This is a genomic window from Escherichia sp. UTM R2 (assembly GCF_048593455.1).
GTDB lineage: Bacteria > Pseudomonadota > Gammaproteobacteria > Enterobacterales > Enterobacteriaceae > Escherichia > Escherichia coli.
Window position 1 is genome coordinate 344,944 of record NZ_JBFWDY010000002.1, and the last position, 17,224, is coordinate 362,167.

At 53.2% G+C, this 17,224-nt stretch carries 16 protein-coding genes; 6 read left to right on the top strand and 10 right to left on the bottom strand.

The window, feature by feature from the left end:
- The first annotated feature begins 34 nt into the window (after positions 1–34).
- Genes AB4H76_RS02365 through AB4H76_RS02390 form a run of 6 tightly spaced genes read left to right on the top strand, consistent with a single transcriptional unit; the run spans position 35 to position 6,076 of the window.
- The gene (locus AB4H76_RS02365; protein WP_000497334.1) at positions 35–1,198 is read left to right on the top strand and encodes a YhfX family PLP-dependent enzyme; all 1,164 of its coding nucleotides are present in this window, start codon (positions 35–37) and stop codon (positions 1,196–1,198) included.
- Entirely contained in the window at positions 1,198–2,424 is a 1,227-nt protein-coding gene (locus AB4H76_RS02370) for a phosphopentomutase (RefSeq protein ID WP_000090611.1), read from the top strand. The genes AB4H76_RS02365 and AB4H76_RS02370 overlap by 1 nt, the downstream gene beginning before the upstream one ends.
- Positions 2,421–3,299 (top strand): phosphotriesterase-related protein, encoded by an 879-nt coding sequence (locus AB4H76_RS02375; RefSeq protein ID WP_000007010.1) that lies wholly within the window; start codon positions 2,421–2,423, stop codon positions 3,297–3,299. Before AB4H76_RS02370 ends, AB4H76_RS02375 begins: the two co-directional genes overlap by 4 nt.
- A gap of 10 nt (positions 3,300–3,309) precedes the next feature.
- Positions 3,310–3,663: a DUF2620 domain-containing protein gene (locus AB4H76_RS02380; protein ID WP_000719728.1), complete on the top strand. Its 354-nt coding sequence runs from the start codon at positions 3,310–3,312 to the stop codon at positions 3,661–3,663.
- A gap of 11 nt (positions 3,664–3,674) precedes the next feature.
- A complete protein-coding gene (locus AB4H76_RS02385; RefSeq protein ID WP_000366862.1) occupies positions 3,675–4,979 on the top strand; it encodes a YhfT family protein in 1,305 nt (434 codons plus the stop codon).
- A gap of 11 nt (positions 4,980–4,990) precedes the next feature.
- Complete coding sequence (locus AB4H76_RS02390) at positions 4,991–6,076, top strand: aminotransferase class I/II-fold pyridoxal phosphate-dependent enzyme (protein WP_000847144.1); 1,086 nt, start codon at positions 4,991–4,993, stop codon at positions 6,074–6,076.
- Between the two features lie 151 nt (positions 6,077–6,227).
- Here the strand turns inward: AB4H76_RS02390 and frlR are convergent, their stop codons facing one another.
- From frlR to nirB, 10 genes are all read right to left on the bottom strand, one after another.
- Positions 6,228–6,959: a DNA-binding transcriptional regulator FrlR gene (gene frlR / locus AB4H76_RS02395; RefSeq protein ID WP_001276847.1), complete on the bottom strand. Its 732-nt coding sequence runs from the start codon at positions 6,957–6,959 to the stop codon at positions 6,228–6,230.
- Between the two features lie 99 nt (positions 6,960–7,058).
- Positions 7,059–7,844 (bottom strand): fructoselysine 6-kinase, encoded by a 786-nt coding sequence (gene frlD, locus AB4H76_RS02400; protein WP_000853353.1) that lies wholly within the window; start codon positions 7,842–7,844, stop codon positions 7,059–7,061.
- On the bottom strand, positions 7,841–8,671 hold the full coding sequence (frlC, locus tag AB4H76_RS02405; RefSeq protein ID WP_000847837.1) for a fructoselysine 3-epimerase: 831 nt from the start codon (positions 8,669–8,671) through the stop codon (positions 7,841–7,843). The genes frlD and frlC overlap by 4 nt, the downstream gene beginning before the upstream one ends.
- A 49-nt stretch (positions 8,672–8,720) precedes the next feature.
- The gene (frlB, locus tag AB4H76_RS02410) at positions 8,721–9,743 is read right to left on the bottom strand and encodes a fructoselysine 6-phosphate deglycase (RefSeq protein WP_001295163.1); all 1,023 of its coding nucleotides are present in this window, start codon (positions 9,741–9,743) and stop codon (positions 8,721–8,723) included.
- A 20-nt stretch (positions 9,744–9,763) separates the two neighbouring features.
- Complete coding sequence (gene frlA, locus AB4H76_RS02415) at positions 9,764–11,101, bottom strand: fructoselysine/psicoselysine transporter (RefSeq protein WP_000535505.1); 1,338 nt, start codon at positions 11,099–11,101, stop codon at positions 9,764–9,766.
- 294 nt (positions 11,102–11,395) lie between these two features.
- Entirely contained in the window at positions 11,396–11,563 is a 168-nt protein-coding gene (locus tag AB4H76_RS02420; protein ID WP_001031834.1) for a YhfL family protein, read from the bottom strand.
- A gap of 246 nt (positions 11,564–11,809) precedes the next feature.
- Positions 11,810–13,183 (bottom strand): siroheme synthase CysG, encoded by a 1,374-nt coding sequence (cysG, locus tag AB4H76_RS02425; RefSeq protein WP_000349855.1) that lies wholly within the window; start codon positions 13,181–13,183, stop codon positions 11,810–11,812.
- An 18-nt stretch (positions 13,184–13,201) separates the two neighbouring features.
- Complete coding sequence (nirC, locus tag AB4H76_RS02430) at positions 13,202–14,008, bottom strand: nitrite transporter NirC (RefSeq protein ID WP_000493556.1); 807 nt, start codon at positions 14,006–14,008, stop codon at positions 13,202–13,204.
- Between the two features lie 126 nt (positions 14,009–14,134).
- Positions 14,135–14,461: a nitrite reductase small subunit NirD gene (gene nirD / locus AB4H76_RS02435; protein ID WP_000084764.1), complete on the bottom strand. Its 327-nt coding sequence runs from the start codon at positions 14,459–14,461 to the stop codon at positions 14,135–14,137.
- The gene (nirB, locus tag AB4H76_RS02440) at positions 14,458–17,001 is read right to left on the bottom strand and encodes an NADPH-nitrite reductase large subunit (RefSeq protein ID WP_000049213.1); all 2,544 of its coding nucleotides are present in this window, start codon (positions 16,999–17,001) and stop codon (positions 14,458–14,460) included. Before nirB ends, nirD begins: the two co-directional genes overlap by 4 nt.
- Between the last annotated feature and the right edge of the window lie 223 nt (positions 17,002–17,224).

Below are 17,224 nucleotides of genomic sequence, written 5' to 3' on the forward strand. Positions count from 1 at the left end.
TATTTAATTCAAGGAACAGAAACGAGGCAACAAGATGTTTGTAGAAGCATTGAAACGCCAGAACCCGGCGCTGATTTCCGCCGCACTAAGCCTGTGGCAGCAGGGCAAGATCGCCCCGGACAGCTGGGTGATCGACGTGGATCAGATACTGGAAAACGGTAAGCGGCTGATTGAGACGGCGCGGCTTTACGGCATTGAACTGTATCTGATGACCAAGCAGTTTGGTCGTAATCCGTGGCTGGCGGAAAAATTGCTGGCATTAGGCTACAGCGGCATTGTGGCGGTGGATTACAAAGAGGCGCGAGTCATGCGCCGCGCTGGTTTGCCTGTGGCGCATCAGGGGCATCTGGTACAAATCCCTTGTCATCAGGTTGCTGACGCCGTTGAACAGGGCACCGACGTCATCACCGTGTTTACTCTCGACAAAGCGCGGGAAGTTTCTGCGGCGGCGGTGAAGGCCGGGCGAATCCAGTCTGTGCTGCTTAAAGTTTATAGCGACGATGATTTTCTTTATCCGGGCCAGGAGAGCGGTTTTGCCCTCAAGGTGTTGCCGGAGATTGTCGCCGAAATCCAGAATCTGCCAGGGCTGCATTTAGCCGGACTTACCCATTTCCCTTGCCTGCTTTGGGATGAGGCTGTCGGAAAAGTTTTGCCGACACCGAATCTTCACACGCTGATACAGGCACGGGATCAACTGGCGAAATCTGGTATTGCACTTGAGCAACTGAACGCGCCTTCAGCGACCAGCTGCACTTCGCTGCCATTACTGGCGCAATACGGTGTGACTCATGCCGAACCCGGTCATGCGCTGACGGGCACTATTCCGGCAAACCAGCAGGGCGATCAGCCTGAACGTATCGCGATGCTCTGGTTAAGTGAAATCTCCCATCATTTCCGTGGCGACAGCTACTGCTACGGCGGCGGTTACTATCGTCGTGGTCATGCGCAACATGCGTTGGTGTTTACGCCAGAAAATCAAAAGATTACTGAAACCAATCTCAAAACTGTGGATGACAGCAGTATCGACTACACCCTGCCGCTGGCAGGCGAGTTTCCGGTAAGCAGTGCAGTGGTGCTCTGTTTTCGCACGCAGATTTTTGTCACCCGTAGCGATGTGGTGCTGGTGTCCGGTATTCATCGTGGCGAACCGGAAATCGTCGGTCGTTATGACAGTCTTGGAAACTCTCTGGGGGCGTAATGGCGCGATTTGTGGTGTTAGTGATTGATAGCTTTGGCGTAGGGGCAATGAAAGATGTCACGCTGGTGCGTCCGCAAGATGCGGGAGCGAATACATGTGGTCACATCCTGAGCCAGTTGCCGCATTTGCAGCTACCAACGCTGGAGAAGCTGGGGCTAATCAACGCATTGGGTTATGCGCCAGGCGATATGCAGCCGTCAGATTCCGCAACCTGGGGCGTGGCAGAGCTGCAACATGAAGGTGGCGATACCTTTATGGGGCATCAGGAAATTTTAGGCACGCGCCCGTTACCGCCGCTGCGGATGCCTTTTCGCGATGTGATTGACCGTGTTGAGCAGGCATTAGTTTCCGCTGGCTGGCAGGTGGAGCGCCGTGGCGATGATCTGCAATTTCTGTGGGTCAATCAGGCGGTTGCGATTGGCGATAATCTCGAGGCGGATTTAGGCCAGGTCTATAACATTACCGCCAATCTCTCTGTGATCTCTTTTGACGACGCAATCAAAATTGGTCGTATCGTGCGTGAGCAGGTACAGGTCGGTCGGGTCATTACATTTGGTGGCCTGTTAACCGACAGTCAACGCATTCTCGATGCCGCAGAAAGCAAAGAAGGGCGCTTTATTGGTATCAATGCGCCGCGTTCTGGCGCTTATGACAACGGTTTCCAGGTCGTGCATATGGGCTATGGCGTCGATGAAAAAGTGCAGGTGCCACAAAAACTGTATGAAGCAGGCGTGCCAACCGTGCTGGTGGGTAAGGTGGCAGATATCGTCAACAATCCTTATGGCGTGAGCTGGCAAAATCTGGTGGATAGCCAGCGGATTATGGATATCACCCTCAACGAATTTAACACCCATCCGACGGCGTTTATTTGCACCAACATTCAGGAAACCGACCTCGCTGGTCATGCAGAAGACGTCGCACGTTATGCCGAACGTTTGCAGGTCGTTGACCGTAACCTTGCCCGGCTTGTTGAGGCGATGCAGCCAGATGATTGCCTGGTCGTGATGGCGGATCACGGCAACGATCCGACCATTGGTCACAGCCACCATACCCGCGAAGTGGTGCCAGTGCTGGTTTATCAGCAAGGGATGATCGCTACGCAGCTCGGTGTGCGCACCACGCTTTCTGATGTGGGGGCTACCGTGTGTGAATTTTTCCGCGCGCCACCGCCACAAAATGGTCGCTCTTTTCTTTCCTCCCTCCGGTTTGCAGGAGACACCCTATGAGTTTTGATCCGACGGGTTACACCCTCGCCCATGAGCATCTGCATATTGATCTCTCCGGCTTTAAAAACAACGTGGACTGCCGCCTTGATCAGTATGCGTTCATTTGCCAGGAGATGAACGACCTGATGACCCGGGGCGTGCGTAATGTGATTGAGATGACCAACCGTTACATGGGGCGCAATGCGCAATTTATGCTTGATGTAATGCGCGAGACGGGGATCAACGTGGTGGCCTGTACCGGTTATTACCAGGACGCGTTTTTCCCGGAACATGTGGCGACCCGCAGCGTGCAGGAACTGGCGCAGGAGATGGTCGATGAAATTGAACAGGGTATCGATGGCACGGAGCTGAAAGCCGGGATCATCGCGGAGATCGGCACCAGCGAAGGAAAGATTACGCCGCTGGAAGAGAAGGTATTTATTGCCGCTGCGCTGGCGCATAACCAGACCGGACGCCCGATCTCCACGCATACGTCGTTCAGCACGATGGGGCTGGAGCAACTGGCGTTGCTACAAGCCCACGGGGTTGATCTTTCGCGCGTCACCGTTGGTCACTGCGATCTGAAAGACAACCTCGACAACATTTTGAAGATGATCGATCTCGGCGCGTACGTGCAGTTCGACACCATCGGCAAGAACAGTTACTACCCGGACGAAAAGCGTATTGCGATGCTTCATGCGCTACGCGACCGTGGGTTGCTGAACCGCGTCATGCTGTCGATGGATATTACGCGCCGCTCCCATTTAAAAGCCAACGGTGGTTATGGCTATGACTATTTACTAACCACCTTTATTCCGCAATTGCGCCAGTCAGGATTCAGTCAGGCCGATGTGGATGTGATGTTACGTGAAAATCCCTCTCAATTTTTCCAATAAGGACAGACTCATGAAAAAGATTGGCGTTGCAGGCTTACAGCGTGAGCAGATTAAAAAAACTATTGAAGCGACGGCTCCTGGCTGTTTTGAAGTTTTCATTCACAACGACATGGAAGCGGCAATGAAGGTGAAATCCGGGCAACTGGATTATTACATCGGCGCGTGTAATACCGGTGCGGGCGCGGCATTGTCGATTGCCATCGCGGTGATAGGCTATAACAAAAGTTGCACCATTGCCAAACCAGGCATTAAAGCGAAAGACGAGCATATCGCCAAAATGATCGCTGAAGGAAAAGTGGCGTTTGGCCTTTCCGTTGAGCACGTCGAACACGCGATTCCGATGCTGATTAACCATCTGAAATAAAAGGCACGACTATGGATCTGTATATTCAGATTATCGTGGTGGCGTGCCTGACGGGTATGACATCGCTTCTGGCGCATCGCTCGGCGGCTGTTTTTCATGACGGCATCCGCCCGATCCTGCCGCAACTGATTGAAGGCTATATGAACCGTCGCGAGGCGGGGAGTATCGCTTTTGGTCTGAGCATTGGTTTTGTGGCCTCGGTGGGGATCTCTTTTACCCTGAAAACCGGGCTGCTCAACGCATGGTTACTCTTTCTTCCTACCGATATCCTCGGCGTCCTGGCGATAAACAGCCTGATGGCGTTTGGTCTTGGCGCTATCTGGGGCGTGTTGATCCTTACTTGCCTGTTGCCAGTAAACCAGCTGCTGACCGCGCTGCCGGTGGATGTATTAGGTAGCCTGGGGGAATTAAGCTCGCCGGTGGTTTCAGCTTTTGCACTGTTCCCGCTGGTGGCGATTTTCTACCAGTTTGGCTGGAAGCAAAGTCTGATCGCCGCCGTGGTGGTACTGATGACCCGTGTGGTAGTCGTGCGCTATTTCCCACATCTTAACCCTGAATCCATCGAAATCTTTATTGGCATGGTGATGCTGCTGGGGATCGCGATAACTCACGACCTGCGTCATCGTGATGAAAATGACATTGATGCCAGCGGGCTTTCGGTGTTTGAAGAACGCACGTCACGGATTATCAAAAACTTACCCTATATCGCCATCGTGGGAGCATTGATTGCCGCCGTTGCCAGCATGAAGATTTTTGCTGGCAGTGAAGTGTCGATCTTCACACTGGAGAAAGCATATTCCGCAGGCGTAACGCCGGAACAATCGCAAACGCTGATTAATCAGGCGGCTCTGGCAGAATTTATGCGCGGACTGGGGTTTGTGCCGTTGATTGCCACCACCGCGTTAGCAACGGGTGTGTATGCAGTTGCGGGCTTTACCTTTGTTTATGCGGTGGGCTATCTCTCGCCGAATCCGATGGTTGCAGCGGTATTAGGCGCAGTGGTTATTTCGGCGGAAGTCTTGCTGCTTCGTTCGATCGGCAAATGGCTGGGACGCTACCCGTCGGTGCGTAATGCGTCGGATAACATCCGTAACGCCATGAATATGCTGATGGAAGTGGCGCTGCTGGTCGGTTCGATTTTCGCAGCAATTAAGATGGCGGGTTATACCGGATTCTCTATCGCGGTTGCCATTTACTTCCTCAACGAATCCCTGGGCCGTCCGGTACAGAAAATGGCGGCACCGGTCGTGGCAGTAATGATCACCGGTATTCTGCTGAATGTTCTTTACTGGCTTGGCCTGTTCGTTCCGGCTTAAGGAAGGCACCTATGAAGACGTTTCCTCTGCAAAGCCTGACGATTATTGAGGCGCAGCAAAAGCAGTTTGCGCTGGTGGATAGCATTTGTCGCCATTTCCCCGGCAGCGAGTTTCTTACTGGCGGTGATTTAGGCTTAACGCCAGGACTGAATCAACCGCGCGTTACCCAGCGTGTGGAACAGGTGCTGGCTGATGCATTTCACGCACAGGCTGCGGCGCTGGTGCAGGGCGCGGGGACTGGCGCGATTCGCGCCGGGCTGGCGGCTTTGCTCAAACCGGGGCAGCGTCTTCTGGTGCATGACGCGCCTGTTTACCCGACGACACGGGTTATTATTGAGCAGATGGGGCTGACGCTTATTACTGTTGATTTCAATGACCTGTCGGCACTGAAGCAGGTCGTCGACGAGCAACAACCGGATGCGGCGCTGGTGCAGCATACGCGCCAGCAGCCGCAGGACAGCTACGTGCTGGCAGATGTGCTGGCAACGTTGCGCGCGGCAGGTGTTCCAGCGTTAACCGATGACAACTATGCGGTGATGAAGGTGGCTCGAATCGGCTGTGAATGCGGCGCGAATGTCTCGACATTTTCCTGCTTCAAGCTATTTGGGCCAGAGGGTGTTGGTGCAGTGGTCGGCGATGCTGATGTTATCAACCGTATTCGCGCCACGCTTTACTCCGGCGGTAGCCAGATCCAGGGCGCACAGGCGCTGGAAGTATTGCGTGGTCTGGTGTTTGCGCCAGTGATGCACGCGGTGCAGGCAGGGGTATCTGAACGGTTGCTGGCTTTGCTTAACGGTGGTGCGGTGCCGGAAGTGAAAAGCGCGGTGATTGCTAATGCGCAGTCGAAGGTGTTGATTGTCGAGTTTCATCAGCCGATTGCCGCCAGAGTGCTGGAAGAGGCGCAAAAGCGCGGTGCCTTGCCTTACCCGGTGGGTGCAGAGTCGAAATATGAAATCCCGCCGCTCTTTTATCGCCTTTCCGGAACGTTTCGCCAGGCGAATCCACAATCAGAACATTGTGCGATTCGCATTAACCCGAATCGCAGCGGTGAAGAGACGGTGCTGCGGATTTTGCGTGAGAGTATTGCCAGTATTTAATGCTGGATAGCACCGTCAAGCTAAATTCCGTACTGAACGGTCCCCTCGCCCCTTTGGGGAGAGGGTTAGGGTGAGGGGAACGTACGGGATGTAAAATTCAACGCGCCAGCATCGCCGGATGCGATGCTGGCGCATCTTATCCGGCCTACGGTTAATGTCTTTTATTATCAATAGTTAAGGTGATGCGATTGGCGCGGCAGAAGAGTTCGGAGACGTGCACCGGTTTGTCATTCTGATCAAAGGCGATTTTGCTGATGCGAAACAACGGTTCGCCCAGTTCGCATTTCAGCCATTTTGCCTGCGGGCGGGTGGCGGCAAAGATATCGATGGTCTTTTTGTCGCTGACCACTCGCGTGTCAAAACGCTCCTGAAATAACTGATAGGTGGAGCTTCCTTCGACGTAAATCTCATCAAAGTCAGGATAACGCGACAGCGGGATCCATGAACTATCAATAAACAGCGGCTCTTTATCGAGATACATCACCCGGCAGAGATGGAACACTTCGCTGTTTCCGGGGATGTTCAGCTTTTCGCAAAACGGCGCGGCGCTGACCCGTTCCTGTTCGATCACTTTCTCTTTCGTCGCCTTGCCTTGTGAGACGCCAAAATCGGTAAAACCACTGACAGTAAGCAGGGCGTTTTCAACTTTCTGGCTTTGTACAAAGGTGCCTTTTCCCTGCCAGCGGATCAGTACGCCGTCTGCCACTAAGTCGCTGATGGCTTTGCGAATGGTAATGCGGCTGACGTTATATTGTGTACAAAGCTCGTTTTCGGTAGGGATCTGTTGCCCGGCCTGGTAAACCCCCTGCGCGATATCATCCAGCAGTCGCTGGCGGACGGTAGCGTAGAGGAGTTGATGAGAGTAGCGGTCCGTAGCTGACATAATCGACCCTGAAATAAAGAATGAATTACTCGGATTATAGGGTCGTTTTCCGGCAAGTAACAGCACGTTGGCGTGAAGATGCTCACGCCAACGTTATACCTACCAGGCACCGTGGTACTGAATGGTTTTCGCCGCGCACGCCGTTCCCTGCGCTATCGCCTGCGGTAATGTCATCCCCGCAGACCAGCCGCAAAGGAATCCGGCAATGAACGAATCTCCGGCACCCATGGTGTCGATAACCGTCACCGGTTCAGGAGCCTGACGCCAGAACTGCGCGCCATCCCAGGCAATGCTGCCGTTTTCACCCAGCGTGACAATCACTGTTCCTGCGCCACGGGCAACAATCGCTTTCATCTTCAGACGCAGCGTTTCGTCTTCTTGCGGTGCGGAGGCAAAGGCAAAATCGAGATGCGGCACCAGTGTCTGCCAGAGCGGGCTGTCCCACTTGTCGGAGAAGTCGAAAGCGGTAAGTTTGCCCGCAGCGTGCAGCTGTGGGAATGCGTCTTCCGCATGTCCCCAGATTGCCGCGTGCACAATGTCATACTGCGCCAGCCAGGCGTAATCCTCTTCACTCAGGGCAAAGTCGGCCATCACGCCTTCGGTGTAGTCGCCAAAAACGCGATCATTGTCGTGCAGTTCCACCTGAGTTTGTGCGGTAACGCCGTGTTTCGTATGGACATGGCTGATATCGACGCCCATGCGGGCGAGATCCTGCTTCAGCTTTGTGCCGTAGTCATCGTCACCCACCCAGGTAATGCATCCCGGCTGTATGCCGTAGCGAGTGCAGTACACCGCCACATTGACCGCATTACCGCCAGAAAACGCTTTATTCAGTTGCGGGTAGATATCGACGCAGTTATCGCCGATTGTCGCCAGGGTTTTCATCTCTCATCCTCCGGCAGCAGCGCGCGAAAGCGTTCCAGCGCCTGGCGGGCATAGAGTCTGGGCTCGTTCATATACATCGTCACCAGCTCCACCGTACAGTAACCCTCATAGCCCCGCTCAATAATATCGCGCATCAGTTCCCGCAGCGGCATTTTGCCTTCTCCAGGAATGTAATGCGTGTCGCTGGCCCCGTCGCTGTCGACAATATGCAGATGACGTAATTTATCGCCCAGTTTGTCGAAATAACTCATCACCGGTTCCGCCTGGACATACGGCGCGCAAATGTCGACCATGCTGAACAGGCGCGGCGAAGGCACCAGCGCCAGCGCATGAAGCACATCATTAGCATTACACACGACGTTCGATTCATACGGCGTTAACGGTTCGAGGATTAGATCCATGCCGATGTTTTCCGCGTACTCACACAGTTCGCTTAGGTTCTCTGCCAGCCGTCCCCAGATAACATTAGGTGGCGTGAGATAGCCCGCGTGGGCCGCGGAAATCAGCGTATAACCCGCGTTCATCTCTTTTGCCATATCCATCGCCAGCTTGATCATGTCGAGGCTTTCGCGACGCATATGTTCATCGCCCAGCATCATGTTATACGGATAGCCGTTGGTTTCTGGCGTATAGCCGATAATCGGCATCTGATACGTCTGCGCCAGCGCCTTGATTTGTTTGATGCCGCCCGCTTTTAAGTCCGGCGCGAACGCGTGCGGGCGACCGCCCCAAATTTCGATGCCGTCGTAACCCAGCTCGCTTGCATCACGAAATGCGTGTTCAATAGGCAGCCGCTGGTGGCCGCAGGTAAACATACCTGTTTTCATCGGGTAACTCCTTGCGTAAATCCGGCCCGTTGCCGGGCCGGGAGAGGGATTAATATTCCACCAGACCACCGTAATAGCGGCGTTCATCCGGGTTGTGATCTTTGTAAATAGACAGGTAGTAGCAGAGCCACTCCATTGGCACGAACATCAGGAACGGTGCCAGCCACGGGTGCAGCCCTTGCGAAATTTCGGCGTAATCGATGACGATCACGTTGTCAGTACGCTGTTTAACAAAGTTAATGGCGCGTTCGGTGGTGTGGCGACTTTCATCATTGCCGAGCAGGAACAGGAACGGAACGCCCGGTTCGACAATCTCCAGCGGGCCATGGCGGAACTCTCCGCTCTCAATCACGCAGCCGTGCGTCCAGGTAAATTCCATCAGCGTTACAATGCCTTCTTTGTAACCCAGCGGACGCAGCGGACCCGCAGCAACGGTATAAATCATCGGCCACTGGCTGGCCAGTTCACCAAGCTGGCGGCCTTTTTCTTCCCAGGTGCGTACCAGATGACCGAGCGCATTCGGCAACTGCTTGAGATCGTTTTTGATCTTGCCGATTTCCGCGTTCGGCGCGAGGCGGGTGATCATCTCCAGCACCACGCTGTAGCAGAGCAGCAGGTGAATTTCCCAGATACAGTCGGCCTGATAATCAATGCTAAATTCCGCCGCCGAGGTAATCGGGCTATCCGCGCGTTTGGTGAACGCCGCAGTGAGTGCGCCGCAGGCCCGGCCCAGCTCCAGCGCTTTGATTACCTCTTCGGTTTTACCGTAGTCAGAAACGCCAATTACTGCGCAACGATCGTCGAGGCGATACGGGGTGTTATCGCAGAACTCCCAGCCGGAAATGGCGTAGACCTGAAGATCGGAAAAGCGATCCGCCAGATGTTTCGCCGTTTGCGCCGCGTTGAGTGGCGATCCGCAGGCAACGAAATAAATACGATCAATGTCGCGCTTCACCATCTCTTCCACGATGGCGTGCACCAGCGGAACGTCATGGCTGAGAACTTTTTCCACTTCCTGAACCATATTTTCGGTGACCAGAAAGTCCACGGTGCTTTTATCAATATCCAACATTTTATTTTCTCCAGATAACATTACGACAAAGCGTTGAGCTGGCGGCTACGCTTCGCCCAGAAGGCGTAAGCAGGCAGACCAGTAGCAATAACGATGACGGCGCAGATAAGGCCGGGAATCGGTGCCCAGACAAAGGTTGAGGCGACCAGAATGAGGCTTGACGCAATGGCGAGGGTGGTCATCAGCCCGAAAGCCGGAGTACGCCACAGCGGTTTGTAATCGTCGCGTTTACGACACCAGATGATGGAGCCGAAGGTGAGGGTATTTTTGAAACACATCACCAGGGTGAAATAACCCAGCAGGCTGGTGAGATCGGAAACGAAGATGAAGAAGATCCCCAGCGCCCCTTGCAGGATGATGGAGACATCCGGCGTGTTGTATTTCGGATGCACATGGCCGAAGCATTTAAAGAACAGGTTGTCTTTCGCCATCGCGTATTCCAGCCGCGGCTGGTACATCACGCAGCTGGAAAGCGAACCAAGAATGACGATCATCGCCGTGATGGCAACAAAGATCCCAGCGGTGCTGCCGAGTGCGGGGATCCAGGTCAGGGCGTCGGAAATCGGCGTTTCAGAATTGGCGAGTTTGTCGAAGGGCATCAGGCCGGAAATCACCAGCGCCAGCAGGGTGTAGAGCACCAGAACCAGCAGACAGGAACCAATCAGCGCTCGTGGCATGGTTTTTCCGGGGTTTTTAATTTCGCCGGTCATATAACAGATAGAGGCCATGCCGGTATACGACCAACTGGTGGCAGAGATCCCCGCCAGCAGCGCCATAAAGCTGCCCGTTGCGCCAATCGCAGTGGTGGTAGGGGCGGCAAAATTCTCCGCTTTAAACCAGAAGATCCCAAGGCCAATGACGATAGTGAACGGGATAATTTTGGCGATGGTAATTAGCGTCTGAAACGCTGCGCCGCCTTCAACGGAGCGCAGGTGTAGCAACATAAAGGCGATAATTAATCCGGCGGCGATAAATTTACCGAGCAACGGATCGATAGGCGTTAAAAAGCCAAGATTGCTGACAATCGCCAGCGCCATAATCGACAATGACGGCGCATCGTTGGCCCAGAAGCTGGCCCAGCCGGAGAGGAAAGCCAGCGGTCGGCTTCCGGCATTTTTCAGATAAACATAATCTGCGCCATTTTCCGGATAAGCGGTGGATAGTTCCGCATAGACGCACATTTGCGGGATCACAATTAACCCGCCAATGACAAACGCGAGCACCGTAAGCCACGGCGTGCCCGCTGCTTTTGCCACTTCACCCACAGATACAAAAATACCGGAGCCGACGGTTGTCCCGACGGCGATTGCAAGAACGGCCCAAAATCCGAGCTTGCGTTGGAGTTCCTGGCTTCCCATAGCGATACCTTTTTCTTGTCCAATACGTTGTAGGGGAGAGTTTGCAGTCATTTAAAAGGTAACATGATAATGCATGATGAATATAACAACATATGATGTTATGTAATGTGGAGGAAGATCACAAAATTTCGCACAGGATCGCGCTGTGGCTAATGGATGTAGTTATCAAATTGAATTTAAAGTGAAAATATTTTTACGGGCGGGGGCAAGAAGGACATAGAAACAAATACGCCCTCGGAAAATCCAGAGGGCGTCGGGCAATTAAACCGGTGTTAGCCGATTTCTGTCAGAGACTTACTGTGCAGTAGGACCGCAACCGCCAATGATTTTAGAAATAGAAATTGCCGGGTGCAGCAGGTAGTCGTAAGAGCAGTTCTTATCACGGTTTTCAATATGACCAGTACATGCAGTTAACGTAGCCAGTACTGCACCTACCAGTGCAACTTTAATAAATTTGTTCATTTACATTCCCTATGTATTATATATTAATTAATATTCATTGATTATATGAATATAAGCAGACTGCTCGTTAAGAACGATACAGGAATATTTAATTGGCGTCAGTGAGCGAATGACTTAATTTTGTAAGTCGCTGTAACGGTGAATATAACCCATTAGCAGATAATATTTATTAAGGGGCTATGTTTTATTTGCTGAATATATAAAAAGAGTCATTAAGAAGGCCAGAATTCTCTGGCCCGGGTTAAATTAATGGTTGGAGAACCAGTTCAGTTTATCGCGCAGGCCAACAACCCGACCAATAATAATTAGCGATGGACTGTTCATTTGCTGCGCCAGTTCTCCCAGCTGTGTGAGCGTACCGTCAATCACGCGCTGCGTGACTGCCGTACCGTTTTCGACAATTGCCACCGGCATTTCGCCTGGCATTCCGTGTTCAATCAGCTTTTGCTGAATAGTCGCGGCCTGATTCAACCCCATATAGAACACCAGCGTCTGTTTTTCTGCCGCCAGGTTTTCCCAGTCCAGCTCGCCACCGGTTTTTAAGTGTCCGGTAATTAAGCGTACGCTCTGGGCATAATCGCGATGCGTGAGTGGAATACCCGAATAGGCAGAGCAACCAGAAGCTGCGGTAATACCCGGAACCACCGAGAACGGAATACCCGCGTTGCACAGTGTTTCCAGCTCTTCGCCACCACGGCCAAAAATAAACGGATCGCCACCTTTCAGCCGCACCACGCGTTTGCCTTTTTGCGCTTCCCGCAGCAGGATCTGGTTAATCTCTTCCTGGGGTACGCAGTGGTATCCCGCGCGTTTGCCGACGAAAACACGGTCCGCATCGCGGCGTACCAGATTCATAATATCGTCAGAAACCAGACGGTCGTAGACCACCACATCTGCCTGCTGAATTTGTTGCAGTCCTTTCAGCGTCAGCAGCCCGGCATCGCCCGGACCTGCACCAACCAGCACCACTTCACCGCGATGGTCAAGCGGTTCGTTGATTAACTGTTCGGTGGTTTCAGTAATGGCTTTCTGATCGTTGTTTGCCAGCGACTGCGCCAGGCGATCGTTAACGAACAATTTCTCCCAGAAACGGCGACGCTCACCCATCGTGGCGAACTGTTGTTTCACTCGCCCGCGTAATTGCCCGGCGTATTTCGCTACCTGGCCCAGATGCAACGGCAGCAGTGATTCGAGTTTTTCGCGCAACAGGCGTGCCAGAACCGGAGAGGTGCCGCCAGAGGAGACCGCGACCATGAGCGGTGAGCGGTCAATAATCGACGGCATAATAAAGCTGGCGGCTTTCGGCGCATCGACTACGTTACAGAAGATGCGACGAGCTTCAGCGGCTTCGCTGACGCGCTGGTTAAGCGCGTCATCATCCGTCGCTGCAATCGCCAGCCAGCAGGTGTCGAGAAGGCTTTCATCAAATGGCCCTTCGACGAGGGTTAACATGCCTGCATCTGCCCATGCGGTGAACTGTGGAATAAACGCTAATGCATTCACCGTTAAGCGAGCGCCTGCGTCTAACAGCAACCTTGCTTTGCGTTCCGCGACATCACCACCGCCGACAATCAGACAGTCGCGATCGCGTAATTGGCAAAATATAGGCAAATGATCCACGTAAAAACCCCTTAGTAATTAACCGGCAGCCGTTTCAGTTTGATTAAATTTGTCCGCAACCGGACGATTCGCTTTCGGCGTAGCATACCAATAACCCAATCCCATGAATACGGCACCTGATAAAGTATTACCCAGCGTCACCCACAGCAGGTTATGACCAATACCCGCCAGCGTGTAGGCTTCGCTGTGGTTGCCGAACCAGGAGAGCGCGAACAGCGTCATGTTAGCGATAGAGTGCTCGTAGCCGGACGCGATAAATGCCAGCAGACACCACCAGATAGCGATAAATTTCGCCGCCCCTTCAGTGCGCAGCGCCATCCAGATTGCCAGGCAAACCAGCCAGTTACACAATGCACCTTTGAAGAAGAGTACCATTGCCGGTGCAGTGGTTTTAGCCAGCGCGACGGAGTGAACGATGCTGGTATCTACCGGCAGCAGGCTACCGCCGCCCCAGCTATAGAGCATGGCAACGAAGACGGAACCGACCAGGTTACCCAGCCAGGTTTGCGGCAGGATTGCCCACATTTGCCCGTGGCTGATGCTGCCCGCTTTTACCCCAAAGGTGAGGAACATGGTGTGTCCGGTGAACAGTTCAGAACCGGCGATAATCACCAGCGTTAAGGCGATACCAAAGGTCGCGCCCATCACCAGCGGACGTACGGACGGGTCGAGCAAATTACCGAGCGTGAAAATCAAGATGATCCCAAGACCCACATACGCGCCCGCCATGGCGGAGCTGACCCAAAAGCCGAGCGGGTTATTTGCCGACAGGCGTGCAATGCGCGCAGCGTTAGCCGCACACTTATTAATAGTGTCTGTAAACATTTGATTATCCTTTAAAAAATAAAAATAAAAAAATAAAACAAAAAGTTTAAAAAATGTCCTGCAATATACCGAAGGTCATTACAGGACCATGCAAAAAGGGGAGGCATTGCGCCTCCCGTTAAAACATTAACCGCGCAGCTGCACCACGCCGTCTTTCACTCGTGCTTCGTAATGTTTGACGGAAAACTGTTCGTCTTCCATGCACAAGCCATCACTTAAGCGAAAACGCTGTTTTTTCAGCGGGCTGGCGACCCACAGCTCGCCCTGGTGTTCCGCAATCAGCCCGCGTGACAGCACGCTGGACTCGAAGAACGGATCGATGTTGCTGATCGCAAACACCTGGTCGCTGTGATACGGGCGGAAAATCGCGACCTGCTCGTCGCCTAACAGCGCGCAGACGCCGGTTTCAGGCAGGATGTCATCGATTTTGCAGATGTCTTTCCACTGGCTCATGCGTTGTCCTCCACCAGAGTTACCGGGATACGTTCATACGGCGTTGCCGGACGGTGCTGTTCGCGCTCTGGCACCATCTGCACGTTCGGGTCACGCTTGTCGCTGTTGATGAAGTGTTTGAAGCGAGTCTGCGCGGACGGTGTATTGACCGTTTCAGTCCACTCACACACTACCGCTTCACGCAGGCGCGCCATCTCTTCTTCCAGATGAGCGTTCAGCCCCAGTTTGTCGTCAATGATCACCGCTTTCAGATAATCGATGCCGCCTTCGAGGTTTTCTAACCACGGCGCGGTACGCGTCAGTTTGTCGGCGGTACGGATGTAGAACATCATGAAGCGGTCGAGATATTTGATCAGCGTTTCGCGATCGATATCCGCTGCCAGCAGATCCGCATGACGCGGTTTCATGCCGCCGTTACCGCAAACATACAAGTTCCAGCCTTTTTCAGTGGCGATAATACCCACGTCTTTACCCTGAGCTTCTGAACATTCACGGGTACAGCCGGAGACACCGAACTTCATTTTGTGCGGCGTACGGATGCCTTTGTAGCGGTTTTCCAGTTCCACGCCGAGGCCGACGCTGTCGCCAACGCCGTAGCGGCACCAGGTGCTACCCACGCAGGTTTTCGCCATACGCAGTGCTTTCGCATAGGCATGACCGGTTTCGAAGCCGGCTTCAATCAGCTGACGCCAGATCTCCGGCAGATCGTCTTTCTGTGCGCCAAACATCGCCAGGCGCTGGGAACCGGTGATTTTGGTGTAGAGATTAAATTCACGCGCGATACGACCCACTGCCATCAGCCCTTCCGGGGTGATTTCACCGCCCGGAGAACGCGGGATCACCGAGTAGGTCCCGTCTTTCTGGATGTTAGCGAGGAAGTTGTCGTTAGAATCCTGCAGCGGAGTATGTTCCGGCTTCAGAATGTATTCGTTCCAGCAGGAGGCCAGCAGCGAACCGACGGTTGGTTTACAAACTTCACAACCGTAGCCTTTGCCGTGTTTCGCCAGCAGTTCTTCGAAGGTTTTAATGCCTTCAACGCGGATCAAATGGAACAGTTCCTGACGCGAATAAGCAAAGTGTTCGCACAGGTTGTTGTTAACTTCGATGCCCTGTTTCGCCAGTTCCGCGTTCAGTACCTGAGTGACCAGCGGGATACAGCCACCGCAGCCAGTACCCGCTTTGGTTTCAGCTTTCAGCGCCGCAACTGTGTGGCAGCCTTTGTTGATGGCAGCAATCAGATCACCTTTGGTGACGTCGAAGCAGGAGCAGATTTGCGCGCTGTCCGGCAGTTTATCAACACCGATAGACGGCTTGCCGCTACCTGAGTGTGCTGGCAGGATCAGGGAATCCGGGTTTTCCGGCAGTTCGATAGCGTTCAGCACCAGTTGCAGCAGGTTACCGTAGTCGCTGGTATCGCCCACCAGTACCGCACCGAGCAGGGTTTTGTTGTCTTCGCTGACAATCAGGCGTTTGTAGATCTCTTTACTTTCGTCGAGGTAAACGTAGCTACGTGCGCCAGGCGTGCGACCGTGCGCATCACCAATACCGCCTACGTCTACGCCCAGCAGTTTCAGCTTGGCGCTAAGGTCAGCACCTTCAAAGGCGTTTTCGCTACCGAGAATATGGTCAACGGCGACCTGCGCCATTTTGTAGCCAGGTGCTACCAGACCAAATACACGGTTGTTCCAGCTTGCGCATTCACCGATGGCGTAGATATCCGGATCGGAAGTCTGGCAGGAATCATTAATGACAATACCCCCACGCGGAGCAACGTCCAGACCACACTGGGTTGCCAGCTTATCGCGCGGACGGATACCGGTAGAGAAGACGATAAAGTCGACTTCCAGTTCGCTGCCGTCGGCAAAACGCATGGTTTTACGCGCTTCAACACCTTCCTGCACAATCTCAAGGGTGTTTTTGCTGGTGTGAACGCGCACGCCCATACTTTCGATTTTGCGACGCAGCTGCTCGCCGCCCATCTGATCAAGCTGTTCTGCCATCAGCATAGGGGCAAATTCGATAACGTGGGTTTCAATACCTAAGTTTTTCAGCGCGCCTGCGGCTTCCAGACCTAACAGGCCGCCACCAACAACGGCACCGCGTTTGCTGCGACGGGCGCAGGATTCAATGGCGTTGAGGTCTTCAATAGTGCGATAGACAAAGCAGTCCTGAGTATCAGAACCTTTGATTGGCGGGATCCACGGGTAGGAACCGGTTGCCATGATCAGCTTGTCATAAAAAACGGTACGTCCGGCGCTGGAGTGAATCACCTTCTCCTGACGGTTGATGGTGATAGCGCGTTCGCCGACCAGAACTTTGATGCCGTGTTTCTCGTAGAAGCCTTCGCGCACCAGCGACAGCTCTTCGGCGGTGTGGTGAGAGAAGTAAGACGAGAGGTGTACGCGGTCATAAGCGATGCGCGGTTCTTCACAGAAAACGGTAATATCAAAGTTGGCCGCATCAGATTTATCAAGAAGATCTTCGATAAAGCGATGGCCGACCATACCGTTACCGATAATTGCGAGTCTGACTTTGCTCATTTTTGCCTCGATTTCTTTTCTATTACCGCCTACCTTAACGATTCAGCAACCCCGCTTATTGATGTAAATCAAATTCACCTTTATATACTCCTTAAGGGGTATATTGCTGATTTGTATAAATTTTCTTAAGTCACGGAATTGTCTGATATTTCATGTTTGTGCAAAAAATAGACAAAATGAGCGGGTTTATAGAAATAGATGCACGTAGCGGGGGAAGAGAGGA

What these genes read in the sequence shown, in the direction of transcription:
- AB4H76_RS02375 (WP_000007010.1), top strand. Translation starts at nt 2,421, where the DNA reads ATGAGTTTTGATCCGACGGGTTACACCCTCGCCCATGAGCATCTGCAT.
- nirC (WP_000493556.1), bottom strand. Translation starts at nt 14,008, where the DNA reads ATGTTTACAGACACTATTAATAAGTGTGCGGCTAACGCTGCGCGCATT.
- frlB (WP_001295163.1), bottom strand. Translation starts at nt 9,743, where the DNA reads ATGTTGGATATTGATAAAAGCACCGTGGACTTTCTGGTCACCGAAAAT.
- AB4H76_RS02420 (WP_001031834.1), bottom strand. Translation starts at nt 11,563, where the DNA reads ATGAACAAATTTATTAAAGTTGCACTGGTAGGTGCAGTACTGGCTACG.
- AB4H76_RS02385 (WP_000366862.1), top strand. Translation starts at nt 3,675, where the DNA reads ATGGATCTGTATATTCAGATTATCGTGGTGGCGTGCCTGACGGGTATG.
- AB4H76_RS02365 (WP_000497334.1), top strand. Translation starts at nt 35, where the DNA reads ATGTTTGTAGAAGCATTGAAACGCCAGAACCCGGCGCTGATTTCCGCC.
- frlA (WP_000535505.1), bottom strand. Translation starts at nt 11,101, where the DNA reads ATGGGAAGCCAGGAACTCCAACGCAAGCTCGGATTTTGGGCCGTTCTT.
- nirD (WP_000084764.1), bottom strand. Translation starts at nt 14,461, where the DNA reads ATGAGCCAGTGGAAAGACATCTGCAAAATCGATGACATCCTGCCTGAA.
- frlR (WP_001276847.1), bottom strand. Translation starts at nt 6,959, where the DNA reads ATGTCAGCTACGGACCGCTACTCTCATCAACTCCTCTACGCTACCGTC.
- frlD (WP_000853353.1), bottom strand. Translation starts at nt 7,844, where the DNA reads ATGAAAACCCTGGCGACAATCGGCGATAACTGCGTCGATATCTACCCG.
- frlC (WP_000847837.1), bottom strand. Translation starts at nt 8,671, where the DNA reads ATGAAAACAGGTATGTTTACCTGCGGCCACCAGCGGCTGCCTATTGAA.
- AB4H76_RS02390 (WP_000847144.1), top strand. Translation starts at nt 4,991, where the DNA reads ATGAAGACGTTTCCTCTGCAAAGCCTGACGATTATTGAGGCGCAGCAA.
- AB4H76_RS02370 (WP_000090611.1), top strand. Translation starts at nt 1,198, where the DNA reads ATGGCGCGATTTGTGGTGTTAGTGATTGATAGCTTTGGCGTAGGGGCA.
- nirB (WP_000049213.1), bottom strand. Translation starts at nt 17,001, where the DNA reads ATGAGCAAAGTCAGACTCGCAATTATCGGTAACGGTATGGTCGGCCAT.
- AB4H76_RS02380 (WP_000719728.1), top strand. Translation starts at nt 3,310, where the DNA reads ATGAAAAAGATTGGCGTTGCAGGCTTACAGCGTGAGCAGATTAAAAAA.